General features: G+C 57.3%; 13 protein-coding genes. 4 read left to right on the forward strand and 9 right to left on the reverse strand.

What is annotated here, in order from left to right:
* Positions 1-391 precede the first annotated feature (391 nt).
* From QFX05_RS04915 to QFX05_RS04935, 5 genes are all read right to left on the reverse strand, one after another.
* Positions 392-2,485, reverse strand: coding sequence for an ABC transporter ATP-binding protein (locus QFX05_RS04915; protein ID WP_279741441.1), 2,094 nt, complete (start codon positions 2,483-2,485; stop codon positions 392-394).
* Positions 2,485-3,486, reverse strand: coding sequence for an ABC transporter permease (locus tag QFX05_RS04920; RefSeq protein ID WP_005507216.1), 1,002 nt, complete (start codon positions 3,484-3,486; stop codon positions 2,485-2,487). Before QFX05_RS04920 ends, QFX05_RS04915 begins: the two co-directional genes overlap by 1 nt.
* Complete coding sequence (locus QFX05_RS04925; protein WP_005507218.1) at positions 3,483-4,478, reverse strand: ABC transporter permease; 996 nt, start codon at positions 4,476-4,478, stop codon at positions 3,483-3,485. The genes QFX05_RS04920 and QFX05_RS04925 overlap by 4 nt, the downstream gene beginning before the upstream one ends.
* A gap of 516 nt (positions 4,479-4,994) precedes the next feature.
* On the reverse strand, positions 4,995-6,722 hold the full coding sequence (locus QFX05_RS04930; protein ID WP_279741446.1) for an MDR family MFS transporter: 1,728 nt from the start codon (positions 6,720-6,722) through the stop codon (positions 4,995-4,997).
* A 132-nt stretch (positions 6,723-6,854) separates the two neighbouring features.
* On the reverse strand, positions 6,855-7,568 hold the full coding sequence (locus QFX05_RS04935; protein WP_044146137.1) for a TetR/AcrR family transcriptional regulator: 714 nt from the start codon (positions 7,566-7,568) through the stop codon (positions 6,855-6,857).
* Positions 7,569-7,639: 71 nt separating this feature from the next.
* On the opposite strand from QFX05_RS04935, the gene cls reads away from it, so the two are divergent.
* Both cls and QFX05_RS04945 read left to right on the forward strand, forming a co-directional pair.
* Positions 7,640-9,118, forward strand: a complete 1,479-nt coding sequence (gene cls / locus QFX05_RS04940) for a cardiolipin synthase (protein WP_279741451.1) — start codon at positions 7,640-7,642, stop codon at positions 9,116-9,118.
* A 63-nt stretch (positions 9,119-9,181) separates the two neighbouring features.
* Complete coding sequence (locus tag QFX05_RS04945; RefSeq protein WP_279741453.1) at positions 9,182-9,739, forward strand: hypothetical protein; 558 nt, start codon at positions 9,182-9,184, stop codon at positions 9,737-9,739.
* A 222-nt stretch (positions 9,740-9,961) separates the two neighbouring features.
* On the opposite strand, the gene QFX05_RS04950 is transcribed toward QFX05_RS04945, so the two are convergent.
* Positions 9,962-11,158, reverse strand: a complete 1,197-nt coding sequence (locus tag QFX05_RS04950; protein WP_279741455.1) for an RNase H family protein — start codon at positions 11,156-11,158, stop codon at positions 9,962-9,964.
* Between the two features lie 270 nt (positions 11,159-11,428).
* Between QFX05_RS04950 and QFX05_RS04955 the strand changes: the two genes are divergently transcribed.
* Positions 11,429-11,707, forward strand: coding sequence for a putative quinol monooxygenase (locus QFX05_RS04955; protein WP_279741457.1), 279 nt, complete (start codon positions 11,429-11,431; stop codon positions 11,705-11,707).
* Between the two features lie 88 nt (positions 11,708-11,795).
* Here QFX05_RS04955 and QFX05_RS04960 read toward each other — a convergent pair whose 3' ends face one another.
* Complete coding sequence (locus tag QFX05_RS04960) at positions 11,796-12,830, reverse strand: 2-oxoglutarate dehydrogenase (protein ID WP_279741459.1); 1,035 nt, start codon at positions 12,828-12,830, stop codon at positions 11,796-11,798.
* 252 nt (positions 12,831-13,082) lie between these two features.
* Positions 13,083-14,927: a dihydroxy-acid dehydratase gene (gene ilvD, locus QFX05_RS04965; RefSeq protein WP_279741461.1), complete on the reverse strand. Its 1,845-nt coding sequence runs from the start codon at positions 14,925-14,927 to the stop codon at positions 13,083-13,085.
* Between the two features lie 402 nt (positions 14,928-15,329).
* On the opposite strand from ilvD, the gene QFX05_RS04970 reads away from it, so the two are divergent.
* Positions 15,330-17,156 (forward strand): alpha,alpha-phosphotrehalase, encoded by a 1,827-nt coding sequence (locus tag QFX05_RS04970; protein ID WP_279741462.1) that lies wholly within the window; start codon positions 15,330-15,332, stop codon positions 17,154-17,156.
* A 145-nt stretch (positions 17,157-17,301) separates the two neighbouring features.
* Here the strand turns inward: QFX05_RS04970 and QFX05_RS04975 are convergent, their stop codons facing one another.
* On the reverse strand, positions 17,302-18,267 hold the full coding sequence (locus tag QFX05_RS04975; RefSeq protein ID WP_279741463.1) for an ABC transporter substrate-binding protein: 966 nt from the start codon (positions 18,265-18,267) through the stop codon (positions 17,302-17,304).
* Between the last annotated feature and the right edge of the window lie 5 nt (positions 18,268-18,272).

The raw sequence follows: 18,272 nt of genomic DNA on the forward strand, positions 1-18,272 counted from the left end.
CAGGAAAGCGTCAAGGGTTCCCTGCTCATGCGCCGCAATAGGCTGCGGTGAGCGGTGAATTAGTGCCGGTCTATGAATGTGTTCCTTGAGGTACGCCCCTAGCGGCGCACCCACAGGCTTAATTATGGCTTACCTGCGGTATAGAAGCTCGCCTATAAATATTCATATCTTGAATGGTGAGAAAGGTTACGCCTAGTCAGTGCAGTTTTTCCTGTTTTCTTGCTGGTTTCAGTGCCAAGCGCCACATTCTGAGGCTCCCGCCGTCTCACCAGGTGACAATCTCAAGCTGCACGCGCCTCACCAGTACCGGGCATTAAAAAACCCGAGGGGCGAATATTCAATGAATATTCGCCCCTCGGCACACATGCGACTTATTCAGCCGACTCTAGAGCTACACCGTAGCGGCCTCAGCCTCCGGGAAGTAGCAAGCATAACCGTGATCCTCACCCTCAACGTGGGTCAGCTCCGGCATCTCCTCCAGGCAACGACGCTTCTTGTCCTCAGGCAGCAGCTTGAAGACCGGGCAACGGCTCGAGAAGCCACAACCCTTAGGCGCGTTCACCGGAGTGGGCAGGTCGCCCTCAAGCATAATGCGGTGGCGCTTTGCCTCAACCTCGGGATCCGGAACCGGAATTGCCGAGAGCAGTGCACGGGTGTACGGGTGGATCGGGTTGTCGAACACCTGGTCGACGTCACCAATCTCAACAATACGACCCAGGTACATCACTGCAACGCGGTCGGATGCGTGGCGAATCACCGCGAGGTCGTGAGCAACCATCAGGTAGCTCAGGCCCAGGTTTGCACGCAGCTCCTCCAGCAGGTTAATCACACCAGCCTGGACGGACACGTCCAGTGCGGACACCGGCTCATCCAGAACCACGAGCTTGGGGTTCACAGCAAGCGCACGAGCAATACCGATACGCTGACGCTGACCACCAGAGAACTGGTTCGGGAAGCGGTTCACGTGGTCAGGCTGCAGACCCACAATGTGCATCAGCTCGATGACGCGCTTCTTGATGTCTGCCTTGTTCATGCCCTGGTTTTCCAGCGGCTCAGCAAGCACCTCGTAAACGGTGAAGCGCGGATCCAGAGCACCGGTGGGGTCCTGGAACACCATCTGCTGGTTCTTACGCAGCTCAAGAATCTCACCTGCGGACTTGCCGTCCTTGGTGGAGGTTCCGTTAATCAGAATCTCACCGTCGGTGTTCTTGTTGAACTCCATGATTTCCAGCAGGGTGGTGGTCTTACCACAACCGGACTCACCCACGATGGAGAAGCACTCGCCCTCACGAATATCGAAGGACAGGCCGTTCACAGCCTTCACAGTGCCCACGCGGCGCTTAATCAGCGCACCCTTCATGAGCGGGAAGTGCTTCTTGACGTTGCGGACCTCCAGGACGGGGGCACGCTCCTCACGCGGAATACCGTCGTACTTCGATACCGGGGGTTCCGGAACCGGGTACAGCTCGTCTGCGGTCTTACCGACCAGCTCCTGAGAGATGGTGCAGGAGGAGTAGTGGCCCTCGCCAACGCCTTCCAGCAGCTGCAGATCGGGCTCGCCGTTGGAGTCCTGGCAGCACTGGCCACCGCTCTTAGCGATGGGGCAACGCGGGCGGAAGGAGCACGCGGTCACCGGGTTAATCAGGTTCGGAGGGGTACCCTCAATCGGAACCAGGGAGACCTTCTCGGAACGGTCCACACGCGGGACCGCACCCAGCAGACCGATGGTGTACGGGTGGGAGGGATGCTTGTACAGGTCTTCTGCCTTCGCAATCTCCACCGGCTTACCGGCGTACATCACCAGAATGTCGTCAGCCATACCAGCCACAACACCGAGGTCGTGGGTAATCATGATGGTCGCTGCGCCGGTCTCTTCCTGAGCCTTCTGCATAACCTCCAACACCTGCGCCTGAATGGTCACATCCAGTGCGGTGGTGGGCTCATCGGCGATGAGCACGCGGGGGTCATTCGCAATCGCCATAGCGATCATGATGCGCTGACGCATACCACCGGAGAACTCGTGCGGGAAGGAACGCAGGCGGTCAGCCGGCGAGGGAATACCCACCATACGCATCAGTTCAATGGAACGGTCCTTGATAGCCTGCTTGCTCATGCCCTTGTTGTGAACCTTGAGCACCTCAGCGATCTGATCACCAATGGTGTACACGGGGGTCAGCGAGGACAGCGGATCCTGGAAGACCATGGAGATCTCCTTGCCGCGGTATGCGCACATTTCCTTATCGCTCAGACCCAGCAGCTCGGTGCCGTTGTACATAATCGAGCCGGTGATGTCAGCGGTAGTCGGGTGCAGGCCCATAATCGCCATGGAGGCAACGGACTTACCGGAACCGGACTCACCCACAATACCCAGGGTCTTACCGGGGTACAGGTCAAAGTTCACACCGCGAACAGCATGCACGATGCCATTCTCAGTGTTGAAGCGGACGTTAAGGTCCTTAACGCTCAGAACGGGAGAGGTACTCATTAGTTCTTCGCCTCCTTTGCAGCGGCAGCAGGTGCCTCTGCCTTCTCGTTCTTCTTGGACTTCTTGATCTTACCGACAGACATGGAGGTCGGGTCGAATGCGTCACGCAGACCGTCGTTCATGAGGGCCAGCGGACCAACCAGCAGGAAGAAGAACAGAACCGGGAACCAGAACATGTGCGGCAGGGTGTTAATCTGCTGCGAAGCATCCGAAATCAGCGAACCCAGCGAGTAGTTGGGGTACTTAATACCGATGCCGATGAAGGAGTAGGCAACCTCAGAGAGCACAGCGCCCATGATGCCGCTGGTGAAGTTCAGAACCAGCAGGGAGCCAATGTTCGGAACCAGGTGGCGCATCACAATCTTGAAGGGGTGCACACCCATGTAGCGTGCAGCCTTCACGAAGTCGCGGTTGATGAGGGACTGCGCCATTGCACGAATAACACGGGCGCTACCCATCCAGCCGAAGGCAATCAGCACTGCAGAGAGCAGAACCCAGGTGGGGACGCTCTTCTGAATCTGCTTACCAACCTGACCGTTAATCAGAATTGCCAGAATCAGCAGCGAGGGAACCATGATCAGGGTCTCGAGGATGAACAGCATAATCTTGTCAATCCAGCCACCGAAGTACGCCATCACACAACCGTAAACTGCGGAGATGAACACAGTGGCCAAACCGACGACCACACCAATCTGGAGAGAGGTCCAGACGGCCTCAGACATCATGGCGAACACGTCATTACCCGCGATGGTGGTACCGAACCAGTGCTCGGCCGAGGGGCCTTCACCCAGCGCCATGTAGTCAATGTCGTTGGGCTTGTACTTGGTCAGGTACTTACCGAACAGACCGAACAGACCCATGCCGATGAACACGCACAGACCGAAGACTGCAGCCTTGTTACGCAGGAAGCGGCGCAGAATAATAACGCTCTTGTTGATGACCTTGAAGTCACCGTTCTCCTGTACCACCGGTACGGAGGAAGTTGCAGTTACCTGACTCATGAGATCCTCACTCGGGGGTCGACGATGGTGGTAGCGATATCAGCGATAATCGCACCGACGGCGAACAGTGCAGAACCGTACGCGAGGGTCACGGTCGCAGCGTTCACGTCCTGCGCGGAAATGGAGTCAATCGACCACTTACCGATACCGGGCCATGCAAAGACGGTCTCGGCGAAGAATGCACCCGCAAAAATCATCGGAATCTGGTACGCGATGGACTGTGCCACGGGGATGAAGGAGACGCGCAGTGCGTGGCGAGTAATCGCCTGGTTACGGGTCAAGCCCTTAGCACGAGCGGTACGCACGAAGTCAGCGTTCACGTTATCGAGCAGGTACTGACGCTGTGCAATCTGGTAACCAGCCCAACCGAAGATGGTCATACAGAAGGTCGGCACGACGTAGTGCGCCGCCATATCCATGGTGATTTCCCAGAATCCGGTCAGACCCGGAGTCGAAATACCGGTCACATAGAAAATCTTCTCTCCACCATTAGCAACGGCGATGTTGTTGATAGTGGTAGCGCCCTGCTGCACCACGAAGTAAGCAACGGGAGCGGGGATGATGTAGACCAGGTAGGAGTAACCGGTGATAACACGGTCAGAGAACTTGTACTGGCGAGCTGCCGAGTACACACCCAGGGCAATACCAATCACAATCGAGAGAATGGTAGCCACCAGCAGCAGGCGGGTAGAAACCCACACGCGCTGGCCAAATTCCTGGTTAATGTACGCGCCGTTGGGGCTACGGCCCCAATCGAACTTGGTGACCACATTGGTCAGCCACTGAACGTAGCGGTCCCAGGGGTTCATTTCGGGATCGAGACCCAGGGACGCGAAGTTACGGTTCACCTGCTCGGGGCTAGGCTTCGGAACCTTTTCCTGCTCCAAGAGGGCAGGCTTCAGGGCAGTAACCGCAGCAAAGTAACCCATCGTGGTCGTAATAAAGACCATAACGAGGTACGTCAGCGATCGCTGGAGGATGTACCTAAACATGGGACGGTTCCCCTCCTTGTGTAGATGTCGGTATTAAGGCATGTGTGTCATGCTGTCCTAGCGCACTGCTTCGTGATGACTGTCACTAGGAGCATAGTTACTTTATCTTATATAGCCTGTAACACTTCCACCAAACCCACATTGGGCACTTTCACCCCTTAGAACAGCCTGTATGCAAGCTAAAAGGGAGCTGGGTAAAAAAATGCCCCGGAATACCGGGGAAAAGGGGCGGATTAACAATTTTTACGAAAATTTTACATCCGAAACAATTAATCCCAGATAGGGACGTAATAACCTTTTCGATAAGCGCTTTAACAGGGTAAAACACCACGTAAACCCACCATTTAGGGGACTAAACCAACACTTCAAACCCCTAAAGCAAGCACTAAGGCACACCTCTTAAGCGCGCTATTTAAGGCAACTCAGCCAAAAACAGCGCCCCGGCACGAGCACACGACTCGCACCGGGGCGCCGCTTATATAGGAAGGCAACGCCTCCGCGTCTAGTGCTAAGACCCTAGCTCTTAGCGTTAGGCTCCGAATCAGGCAAAGCCTCCGAACTCAACGACTCATCAATACGAGCACGAGCAGAGGCGTGCATGCTCTTCAGAGCCTCAGCATCCTTAGCCGCCATCTCCGGAGTAATCACCGGAATCGCACCGGTCGCCGCACGGGCAATATCAACAGCCGGCTCAGTCTCCAGGGTCGTCGCCAGCGCATCCTCACGAATGAAGAACAGAAGCAGCGTAGACACCAGGCCCAGCGGCACCAGGTACAGGAACAGCGGAATCAGCGCATCGTTATACGCATTCACAATGATGCCGTGCACCGGCTCCGGCAAAGACGCCACCAGCTCAGGAGTCAGAGACGAAGACGCATGGCTACCCGAAGACTGCAGCGCCTGCTGCGGCATACGCTCAGAAATCAGCGAGGTCAGACGCGAGGTAAACAGACCACCCACCAGCGAGGCACCCACAGTAGCACCCACCTGACGGAAGAAGTTATTCGACGCCGTCGCGGTACCAACCACACTCACCGGGAACGCATTCTGAACAATCAGAGTCAAGAACTGCATAGACATACCCAGACCGGCACCCATCACCGCAAGGTATATACAGAACAGCCAGGTCGGAGTCTCAACAGTCACAGTCGACAGCAGGAACAGGCCCAACGCCACAACCGCGGTACCGGTCGTCACGTAACTCTTATAGCGACCGGTCTTCGACACCACGCGGCCCGTCACAATCGACACCACCAGCATGACACCCATCATCGGGATCATCAGCAGACCGGCCACCGTAGCGCTCACACCCAGCGCCATCTGCAGATAAGTCGGGATGTACTCCACCGCACCGAACATTGCCACGCCCAGCGCCAGTGAAGCGCCCAGAGTCAGCAGGAAGTTACGATTCTTGAACAGGTACATGGGCATGACCGGCTCAGCCGCACGGTTCTCCACCGGGATAAACACCAGCGCAGCAACCACAGAGAAGACCAGCAGACCAATAATCTGCGGTGAAATCCACTCGTACTGGTTGCCACCCCAAATCGTGGCAAGCACCAGCGCACTCGTACCCGCCATCAGAATCAGCGAACCAAGGTAGTCGATACTGTGCTTCTCACGGTCACGGAACGGGCGGTGCGGTAGCAAGAAAATCACCGCAAGAATCGACAGAATAGCCAACGGCAGATTAAGCCAGAACGCCCAACGCCAACCCGGACCCTCAGTAATCCAGCCACCAATCAGCGGACCAGCCACCGACGAGAAAGCAAAAACGCCACCGATAATACCCATGTAGCGGCCGCGGTCGCGGGGAGGGATCACGTCAGCAATCACAGCCTGAGAAAGAATCATCAGACCGCCACCGCCCAGACCCTGCAGGGCACGAGCAAAAATCAGCCAGTTCATGTCCTGAGCGAGCGCACCAACAATCGAACCCGCCATGAAAGCAACAATCGCAAAAATCAGGAAGGGCTTGCGTCCGAACTGGTCAGAAAGCTTGCCGTAGACCGGCATCGTAATCGTCGAAAGCAGGATGAAAATGGTAATCACCCAGCTCATGTGCTCCACGCCGTGAAGCTCACCAACGATCGTGGGCAGCGACGGCGCCAGAATCGTCTGGTTCAGCGAGGACATGAGCATCACAATGACCAGGCCCAGGAACATGGCGCGGATGCGGTTTTTACTTTCCTGCTTAGCCTCACCGGCTGGCGGCTGAGGTAGATTCTTTTCCTCTGTACTCATCGTTTAATCCTTAGTTACGTTCTATATATGTCTGTTGTGAGTATCCGCCGGGCTCTGGATTCGGTTACCTCGATTCGGGGCCTCCGATTCGGTTTCCGGCGGGCTTTTGTCATTTGTAGCAGTGAACCGCCGCTAGATTGCCGGTCGGTTCTGCTCAAAAAGCAGGAACTGGAAGGTCTTCACCGTCTGGCGGATATGGCGGGCGATATCCTCTTTGTCTTCCAGGTCGCGGGCAAACTCCAGCTGACGAAGCACCGCGGAGGCAAGCTGGACCTTTGCGCGCGATCGCTCGCGGAAGTGATCGGTCAGCGGGTCAGCCGGGTTTCGGCGCGGGAAGGGGCCGCGGCGACCAGCAGCATCAAAAGCCACCCAGTCGATGGTGTTCAGGTACTCGGTGAGCACCTGTTCGCACTTCATGTAGTGCATCTTCATTCGTTTCGCGGACTCGGGGAACTCCTGATAGGGAGCTCGAGGGTCCTTGCCCTTGGCGTAGTGGAAGCTCTGGAAAATGACCTCCCAGAGAAGGTGGGTTACACGAATGATCGTGTTGTCATCCTCGTGGGCACGGTCTGTTTCGAGGATTTCCTCGCTGACCACCGGTTCGCGCAGACCCAGGACGGCATCCTCTTTAGAGGGGAAGTAGTTGAAGAAGGTACGCGGGGAGACGCCCGCCTCCTGGGCGATTTCTTCAACGGTGGTTCCGCGCATCCCGTGTTCGCGGACGCGTTTGAGGGCTGCTTCATGGATTGCCGTCCAGGTTTGTTCGCGGCGGCGTTCGCGAAGGCTCTGTTCCTTTTTCTGCATAACTGCAATTATTTCATCACTGCACACAATGCTCAAGTGCATTTTTGGCGTTAAGGCCCACAGCATAGCCAGCTAAGCTCCAGCCCCACACAAAACATCGGCATAATAGAGGGATGAACTTGTTTGCCCCCGCCTATCTCGATTTCCTGCCAGACTGGCTACGCCTCGCACTCGGCATCGCCGATATCCTCATCCGACTCGCAGCCCTCTGTTGGCTCCCCTACAACCGCAAACCCGTGGTTGCCCTGGGCTGGCTCATGGCCATCTTCTTCATCCCCTTCGTAGGGTTCATCGCATTCCTCGTCTTCGGCTCCTCGCGCCTGCCCGCCTACCGCCGCGCACGCCAACACGCCATGAACGACTTGATCCGCGAAGTCAGCGAGAACAAGCCCTTCCTCACCCGCACCGACGACCTCTCCGACCCCGCAAAGGCAGCCAGCCAGCTCAACTACACCCTGGGCTCACTCCCCCTGGTCGGCGGCAACCAATTCACCCTCCACACCGACAACCACGAGGCAATGGTCGCCATGGCGGAAGAAGTCGACCGCGCCACCAAATACGTGCACTTCGAGTTCTACATCACCGCCTACGACGAGGCGAGCGCAGTCCTCTGGGACGCCCTCTTCGCAGCCCACGAACGCGGTGTACAGGTGCGCGTACTCCTCGACCACATCGGCTCCCGCAAATACCCGTCCTATAAGAAACTCGTGAAAATGCTCAACGACTCGGGTATGCAGTGGCGCCTCATGCTGCCGCTCAAACCGTGGAAACTCAAGTGGCAGCGACCCGACCTGCGTAACCACCGCAAGGTCCTCGTCGTGGACGGACGCGTCGCGTTCTCCGGTTCGCAGAACGCTATTCACCGCTCCTACGACATGCCCGAAAACATTAAGAAGGGCTTGGAGTGGAAGGACCTGACCTTCTCCTGCACCGGCCCCATCGTTGAAGAGCTCAACGCCGTTTTCGTCTCCGACTGGTACTCCGAAACGAACCAGCTGATCCTGGCAGAAATTAACACCAATATCCCCTACTACAAGGATGGGATGCGCGCCCAGGTTGTGCCCTCCGGCCCCGGTTTTGAAACCGAAAACAACCTGCGCCTCATTAACTACCTGATCTACAACGCCGAGCGGCGTATTACCATCTGCTCGCCCTACTTCGTGCCCGAAGAGACCCTACTGCAGGCACTCACGAACGCCGCCTACTCCGGTATTGAAACCACCGTGATTGTGTGCGAGAAGGGCGACCAGTTCCTGCCGAACATGGCGCAGCGTTCCTACTACGAGCAGCTGCTGCAGGCGGGTGTGCGTATTCTGCAGTACCCCAGCCCGACCGTGTTGCACTCCAAGTTCATGATGGTCGACGACGAAATTACGTTCATTGGCTCGTCCAATATGGACCCGCGTTCCTTCTCACTGAACATGGAAGTGTCAACGTTCATCATTGACCGCGGCATGGTCGCGATGCTAGATGAAGTATGCGCCGAATACGAGCAGGTCTGCACCGAGCTGCTGTACACCCAGTGGGCGGAGCGCCCGCGCCGTATCAAGATGACGGAGAACCTCTGCCGACTGTGGTCATCGCTCCTCTAAACTATTTTTTACCCATTCGCAGGGTCTGAGTTTTCATCTCCGCACTCGCTAAAGGACTATCAGTTGCCCCTTCTATTTCGTAAAGCACGGCGCAAATTCGCGGAACTCGATGCACACGATGTAGCCCAGCACATCTCCGCGTACACCTACGGTAATTTCTTGGTGCTGGCGGCTCTGCTGAGCATCTACGACGCGAACGCTATCTTTGACGGCACCGCGATCCTTTACATTACGGGTACCGGTCTAACCACTTACATTGCCCACGTCATCTCAGAAATGCAGGAGTACCGGGTACTGCACGGCGGCACCCCGCCGCGAGAATTCGTCAAGCGCGCGCTGGGCAACGCAAGCCCCATTCTGGGTACGACCGTGTACCCCGTGCTGTTGCTGATTCTGGCGGCAATCCTACCACCCGGCGCCACCTACGACATCATTTTTGACTGCACTATTCTCCTCTGTCTTGCGACCGTGGTGTGGCGTATTTTTAGCCTCAACTTCACGATTGCTCGCTACCGCGGTGAGCCACTCTGCTGGCGTACCTTCCGAAGCGCTGTGTGGCTCACCCTCGCGGTTATTGTTCTCGCGATTGTGAAGATTATGTTCACTCACGCTGGTAAATAACCTCAAAGCTCCCCTGACACTCAGATTAACCGAGATCAGGGGAGCTTTTGTATGCACCATCGCAGGATGCGCCGGGCCACAAGCCAGAGCAGTGCTACACGCCAGCCGCGCACAAGCGCATGCAGAAAAGGCAAAGGGCAAAAAGAAACACGCGACACCTCCGACATCGCACACCTTCGTATGCGGCGAATGCATCGCGCGTTCATTTCTACCCTGAGTAGTTTAGCGCCATAAACGGTTTCCCGTGTGGATTGAAGAAGGTTTAATCTGCAACCACTCCGGCGCAAGCAGGCGAACAGCTTTCGCACAACCTGACAAAGCAGTAATAATCGACTCGCAACGCTGATTAAACTCGCTCTGGTGACGCTTATCCACAATCTGCCCCGGAAAATGGCGGTGCATCTTCGACACAGAGTCGCTACTCTCCTGCAAACCGTGGCCCGTATGGCCCGGAACATGCTTCACCAACACACGCTTCTCGCGGATAGCTTCCGTTAAAGCACACATCTGAGCTACAACACGCTCATCCTGAATACCCTCAGAAACCCAGGCTTCAAAAGCCCAACGGCTATGCGCCAAACGCAACACAAACGTCAACGCACCCAAAGAATCCGTGTGAATAATCAGGCGGCGCGACCCACTATGGAACACCGTATACGCCGCTAACATAGCCGACAGCTCACCGGTCATAATATTCACGCCATCATAGTGGGTATGAAAATAGAAGCCGTCCTCACTCACGCCAGCGATACCCATACGGCCGCCACGCTGATACTTCTTATTGTGAGTCGAACGGAACGAACAATCCGTGAAAACGCTATAGTCCTGCAGCTGATCCAGCGGTCGAGGGGTCAGGGCTTCCTCCACCATTTCATCCACAGCGGTACGTGCCGCACACACCTCAGCATGCATCCGCTCATAGGCGGACGTGCCAGCAAGCTTCACATGCACTTCACCCAAAGAATGGTTATCGTACGGGTCCAGCACCTTCTCAAAGGCGCGGTACTCCATAATCGCCTTCAGCTGATCGCAATCACGGAAAAGCTGCTTCAAATTCTTACGATCAGCAGCAATCGTGACCAGGTTCTGACGGTACTGCTCCGGAACCACATCCCACGCTATCAGTACCGCACGGCCCAGCAGACAGGGATGCACCTCATCACACGGCTCCATGAGGGAATGAACATGCGTGAAAAGCATCGGCTCCTCATGCACCACGGTACGGGTGCCGTCCTGTTTAGAAATAAAAACCACCGTCGACAAGGCTGAATAGCAGAAGCCCTGCGCCGTACGATGCTCTTGAGCTACCGCAATCACAGCAACGCCATGATCCGTGTACCCGGCAGGGTACGAAGCGCTATAGTCGGGCGCCTCCCAAGTCAGGGTGCATCGTTTGATATGCGCCGGTGAAAATCCCATGAGTGTCACCCCCCATGCGTGCCATACCGCGTCTCCTTCCATTCATGCGGTGTATCATCCTCATTCTTTTATAGGTCGAAAAGAAAGGGGCACGCAAATATAAAATACCTTTTTTACGGTAAGCGAATGGGCCAGCCGAAAATCCTCTCAGACACCGCCACAGCACGTGAAAACCACGACCATTGCCTCCCCGAACCGGGGTTGAAGGTGTACGGTAAAAGAGTCATATACGACGCGGCCTCACGCCGCCCACCCCATAAGGAGAGCCCAATGATTGGTGTTTACGCCGGAGTATCCGTCAAGCCCAAGCACATCGAAGAATTCCTCAAGATCATCGAACCGCTCGTGACCGCAAGCCGCCAGGACGAAGGCAACGTCAGCTACGACTTCGGTGCCATCTCCAACACCAACTTCGCATTCATCGAGCGTTGGGAATCCCAAGAACTGCTCGAAAAGCACATGGGCACCGAGCACTTCCAGAAGGCTGTCGCCGCATGGGAGCCGCTGCTCTCCTCCGAGCTGGACGTTCGCATCGTCAACTTCCGCTAAACAACGTTAAATACCGAAGCTGCCCGGTACCCCCTATGTGAGGGGGACCCGGCAGCTTCATATATCAGCCTTCGAGCGAGCACGGCCACTAGCGGCGTTCTACGCCAACCTCCACCGAATCAAGAGTGAAACCATTCGTCGCGCTCACGCAATGCACCTTACCGGTATTCACCGACTTGCAGGTGTAACCGTACGCAGTCACCACCTGACCGGCAGGTAGCGCAGTAATACCCTCGGTATTCACCGGCTCCGGGGTGGCGGTCTGACCGACCAGGCTCACCGCAGGAGCCTGGCCCTGCACCATATGCACGCGCTGCTGCGCGGCACCGGAGGCGGCATCCCAGCCATCCAGGGGTACACCCACCAGCGCCTGGCAATCCACACCCGACGGGGTCAGAGAGCACGCGACCCTAGAGTCCGGACTGGTGAAACGCAGCGCCTCAACAGTCTTCGCCGAATCGCCCTGACCGAAAGTGCCGCCGCCGTACGCCTTAGCGAAAGTCAACGTACCCGAGAGCATGCGGGTCTGCGCCGGAATCAACGCCAGGCTAGGCTTCTCAACGCTACCACCCTGCATGAAGCAGGCACCCGTAATGTAGTCGCGACCCTGCACCTTCGTAGCGCACTGGTACCACTCCACACTTGCCGAACCGTCCTGGTTCTTGCGGCTGTTGAAGAGACGCACCGCCTCCTGAGCCTTCGCACAATCCGAACCGTCATACACGTAAATACCGGCAGAACCACCCAGCAGGCTCGTCACACCACAGCGGGTGCCCGCATCAATAGTGTTCGCGGAGCCGCTCGCCTTAGCGTACGCCGCCTCGTACTCAGCCTCCGTGCTCGGCTCATCGGTCAGGGTTGCTACAGCATCAAAAGTCGCAGGCGCATCCAGGCCGGCAGAAATCTGCACAGTATTCGGCTTCCAGGAGCCGTCCGCCGCTTTAAACAGGGTCTTCGCATCAACGGATGCCGAGGAAGTCGCGATCTTCATCGGGGTGGTTTCAGACTCATCAGCCTGCGGCTGAGCGGAGCAAGAACTCAAAGCGAGCGCACCGATGCAGGCAAGAGCCGCCAGAGCGCGACGAGTAAAAACACGCTGTGCGCGTGCGGGCAGTGTAACCATGGATACGTCCTTGTGAGGGTTGCGAATTGCGTTGTATTTGAGTGGTTGTACTGAGTCGGTAAAGCGGGTACCTAAATACCTCCTTACACCCTACTGCACCGCAACTGACAAGGCAATACCCCGCGCCGGGTATCCCACGATAGCAGACGAAGACGCGGATAAAGAACAGCGCCCCGCCCGCAGAAAAACCGCGGAACGGGGCGCTAGCCTATCAGGGCAATATATTAAATTCTCACACGATAAGTGAGGGGCTTATGCGTCCTCGGGCAGGATGCGCACACCGCCCTTATCAGCCGAAGCAGCCAGCATGCCATACACCTTCAGGGCGTCCGAAACCTGACGCTCACGCGGCTTCGACGGACGCCACGGTGCAGTGCCCTTCGCCTCGCGGCGAGCAGCAAGCTCCTCATCCGAAACGTTCACACGCAGGATGCGGTTGTTCACGTCGATCTCAATCTCGTCGCCGGTCTGCACCAGGCCGATTGCGCCGCCAGCAGCAGCCTCCGGGGAGACGTGACCGATTGAAATACCGGAAGTACCACCGGAGAAACGACCGTCAGTGATCAGAGCACACTTCTTGCCCAAACCCAAACCCTTCAGGTAGGAGGTCGGGTACAGCATCTCCTGCATACCCGGGCCGCCCTTCGGACCCTCGTACTGGATGACGACAACGTCGCCTTCCTTCACGTTTTTCGACAGGATCTCGTACACAGCCTCATCCTGAGACTCGACCACGAAGGCGCGACCCTTGAAGTGGAACAGTTCCTCATCAATACCAGCGGACTTAATGATCGCACCGTTCTGGGCGATGTTGCCGTACAGGACCGCCAGACCGCCATCCTTGGTGTACGCGTGCTCCACAGCGCGGATGCAACCATTCTCGGAGTCAGTCTCGTGGGACTCGTACTTGTTCGCGGTAGAGAACGCCTGAGTGGTGCGCACGCCACCGGGAGCCGCGAGGAACAGTTCCTTCGCCTTCTCACTCGCCTTGCCACCGCGGATATCCCACTCATCCAGCCACTCGTCCAGCGAGTCAGCATGAACAGAATGAACGTTCTTATGCAGCAGGCCGGCACGGTTCAGCTCACCCAGCAGGGCGGGGATACCGCCGGCACGGTGCACATGCTCAATGTGGTACTTAGTGGAGTTCGGGGCAACCTTCGCCAGGCAGGGAACCTGACGCGAAATACGGTCAATGTCATCCAGAGTGAAGTCAGCGCCCGCCTCGTGAGCAATCGCCAGGGTGTGCAGCACAGTGTTGGTTGAACCGCCCATCGCCACATCCAGCGCCATAGCGTTCTCGAACGCCTCCTTGGTCGCGATAGAGCGGGGCAGAACCGACTCGTCATCCTGCTCGTAGTAGCGCTTAGCCAACTCAACGATACGGCGGCCAGCATCCAGGAACAGCTCCTTACGAGCAATCTGAGTAGCCAGAGTGGTACCGTTACCGGGCAGCGCCAGACCAATCGCCTCATTTAGGCAGTTCATGGAGTTCGCGGTGAACATACCCGCGCACGAACCACAGGTCGGGCAAGCGTTCTTCTCAACCTGAGCAAGAGTCTCATCGCTGACGCTGTCGTTAACAGCCATCACCATGGCATCAATCAGGTCGAGGCGGTGCTCAACAACACCCTCAATGCCCTCGCCGGACTCCATCGGGCCGCCAGAGACAAAGATAGTGGGGATGTTCAGGCGCATAGCCGCTAGAAGCATACCGGGGGTGATCTTGTCACAGTTAGAGATGCACACCAGCGCGTCAGCACGGTGGGCGTTAACCATGTACTCGACCGAGTCAGCAATCAGATCGCGGGAAGGCAACGAGTAGAGCATACCGTCGTGGCCCATCGCGATGCCGTCATCAACGGCGATGGTATTAAATTCCTTGGCGACACCGCCAGCCTCACGAATCGCGCCGGCAACCAGCTCACCCATATTCTTCAGGTGCACGTGGCCAGGCACGAACTGAGTGAAGGAGTTCGCGATAGCAATAATGGGCTTGCCGAAGTCGTCATCGCCCATACCGGTGGCACGCCACAGGGCGCGGGCACCAGCCATGTTACGGCCGTGAGTTGAAGTACGTGAACGCAGTTCTGGCATTGTTTTACCTTCCGTAGTGATGCAAGTACTGATTTTACGCGCGGCGTCCAACGCTCTTCAGCTCAGGGTCACTTTGGTTTCATACATCGAAACGCGCACGAGCCCGCAACCGCCTATCAGTGGGAGGGTTGAGGCCACGGGGGTTGTGCCGGATCTGCGGCAGAATTGCCCCCTTTGGGATAAATGGGGACATCACCCCATTATGCCCCCTAATCTGGAATGAGCCCAGGGTGCGGGCGGCGATATTCAATCGGCGAACGCACCGGGAGGCGGCGGGGCACTATGCCTGCCGCGTACGGGCCTCACTGAGCATACGTAGCAGCGTACGTAGCACCGGGGCGGTTCGTTTCCAACACACTGGTTTATACATGCTGAACCCTGCATACGTTTCAGAAGGTTTCCATGACACAGGCACCCACCGCATCGCCCACCCTCACCCCGGCAACCACCCCGGCAGGTGGCAAAGACTTCGCGTCCTCCGTCATCTACCAGGTGTACCCCAAGTCCTTCTACTCCTCAGCGGGTGGCGCCTACGGCGATTTGCGCGGCATCATCGAGAAGGTGCCCTACATTGCCTCCCTGGGCGTAGACATGGTGTGGTTCAACCCATTCTTCGCCTCCCCGCAGAACGACAACGGCTACGACATCTCCGACTACTACGCCATCAATCCCGACCTGGGCACCATGGAGGACGTCGAAGAGATGATTGCCGCCCTCGCCGAGCACGGTGTGGGCGTCATGTTCGACATGGTCCTCAACCATATTTCGACCGAGCACGAGTGGTTCCAGCGTGCGCTCGCCGGTGAGCGCGAGTACTGGGATTACTTCTACATTCGCCCCGGCAAGTACACCGAGGACAGTCAGCTGCGCGAACCGACCAACTGGGAGTCGAAATTCAGCGGCTCCTGCTGGTCCCGCTTTGGCGAGTACACGGATGAGCACGGCACTCCCCTGTTCTATATGCACTTATACGACCGCACCCAGGCAGACGTGAACTGGTACAACCCGACTGTGCGCGACGAACTGTTTAAGGTCGTGAATTTCTGGTACGAGAAGGGCGTGCGCGGTTTCCGTTTTGACGTTATTAACGTCATCGGTAAGGGTGAAGAGCTGCTCGACGCCCCCGAAGGCACCGTGGACAAGGCACAATACACCGACACCCCGATTGTGCACACCCGCATTCAGCAGCTGAACCGTGCCTCATTCGGTCAGTATGATGACACCGTGACCGTGGGCGAAATGTCTTCGACCAGCATCGAAAACTGCGTGGACTACTCCAACCCAGCAAACCACGAGCTGGATATGGTGTTCAGCTTCCATCACCTGAAGGTAGATTACGAGAACGGCGAGAAGTGGTCAAAGGTACCGTTCTGTTTTGCCGAGTTGAAGCAGATTCTGAACGATTGGGCGCTGGGTATACAGGCCGGCGGCGGCTGGAATGCGCTGTTCTGGAATAACCACGATCAGCCGCGTGTGCTGAACCGTTTTGGTGACGTTGAGCGTTACCGTGTTGAGTCGGCAACCATGCTGGCGACCGTAATTCACCTGCTGCGCGGTACCCCGTACGTGTACCAGGGCGAGGAAATCGGCATGATTGACCCGGTCTACTCCTCGATCGAGCAGTACGTGGATGTGGAGGCACGCAACGCCTACGTGATGCTGCGTGAACGCGGTCTGAGCGAGCACCAGGCTCTGGAGATTGTGGTGTCGAAGGCTCGGGATAATTCGCGTGTGCCGATGCAGTGGACCGCGGACCCGGCGACTGCGGGGTTTGGTTCCGCGTCGCCGTGGCTGGCTCCCGCCCCGGTGCGTGATGCGGCAACCGGTGCCGGTATTTCGGTGGAGGATGAGGAACGTAACGGCGTGATTCTGCCCTACTACCGCACCCTGATTGCCCTCCGTAAGCAGTACCCGGTCATCTCTGTGGGTTCGTACGCACCCTACGCGCTAGATCACGAGCGGGTGTTTGCATACCTGCGTGAGCTGCCCGCTGGTGTTGCGAACGGTAGCCTAGCGCAACGCCTGCTGGTGCTGACAAACTTCTACGGTGAACCGGCCGAGGTTGAGGTTCCGGCTGAGTTCATTCGTTCCGGTCACGTACTGTTGTGTAATTACAAGAATTCTGCGGTCGATTCCACCGCGGCGGACTCTGCCGTATCTGATTCAGCTGAGACAGTGACGCTGAGCCTACGCGCCTACGAGGCTCTGACGCTACTGATTGAGGACTAAAAGCTAGTGTATGCCTCTACCCAGATGTGTGGGAAGAGGGCGATATAATCCGACCTGGCAATATTCTATTTCTAGAATATTGCCAGGTCGGATTTGTTTACGCCTATTTCTGCAGAGGAATTTATGAGTAATGTCAGGCGGAGTCTTAGAAACCGTGCTCACTCAGCCAGGTAGCCGCTGCCTGCGCGGGCTCTTGCTTAGAAGTACCCGAAACACGGTCATTGAGGGTGCGCAAATCGGCGGTAGTCAGCTTCGCCGAGACACGATTCAGAACCTCCGCCGCGGAGTCGGGAACTCGCGACGTATTGATAATGGGCAGCACCTGTTGAGCCAAAATCATGTTCTTCGGGTCCTCCAGCACCACCAGCTGATTCTGCTCAATCGCGGGCGTGGTCGAGTAGAGGTCAACCACCTGCACTGTGTCATCCAGCAGGGCCTTGACGGTCAGCGCACCACCGCCGTCCGAGAGGGGTACAAACTCGGCGGGGACGCATCCGTACTTCTCTTTCAGACCCGGGATACCGTAGGCGCGCTCAGCAAACTCCGGGGCGGCGCCGAGCTTCAGATTCGTACAGTGGGGAGCGAGGTCTTCAAGGCTTCGCAGACCATACTTTTGGGCAGTCTGCGCGGTAACAACCAGGGAATCCTTATCCTCCGCCTCGGAGGCGTTCAGGGCGCGAATTTCAGCCCCGGAGTCACCCGTGGTGAGGGTGCCGAGAGCGGCGGGTAGCGCCTGCAGAATCTCCTGCGCAGTACTAGCTGTAGCCTTCGGGTCCAGGTAAAGTAGCAGGTTGCCGGAGTAGTCCGGGATAATGTCCACCGCGCCGGAGGCCAGTGCCCCCAGGTACGCTTCGCGGGCGCCGATACTCAGCTGGGTGCGGGCGTTGAAGCCCGCCCAGACGAGGGCTCCGGCGTAGATTTCAGCGAGGATTTGGGATTCGGCGAAGGCTGCTGAGCCGACGATTATTCCTTCGTGTTCGCCCCTGAAGACTTTGTCACCGCTGAGCCCACAGGCGCTGAGAATACCCGCCATGCCGAGCGTTCCAGCGGCGGTTAGGGCAGTGCGACGAGATACAGCGCGGCACGTGAAGGTTTGAGGTGTCTGATTCATCGGGT

It is taken from the genome of Rothia similimucilaginosa, from assembly GCF_029850875.1.
Lineage (GTDB): Bacteria > Actinomycetota > Actinomycetes > Actinomycetales > Micrococcaceae > Rothia.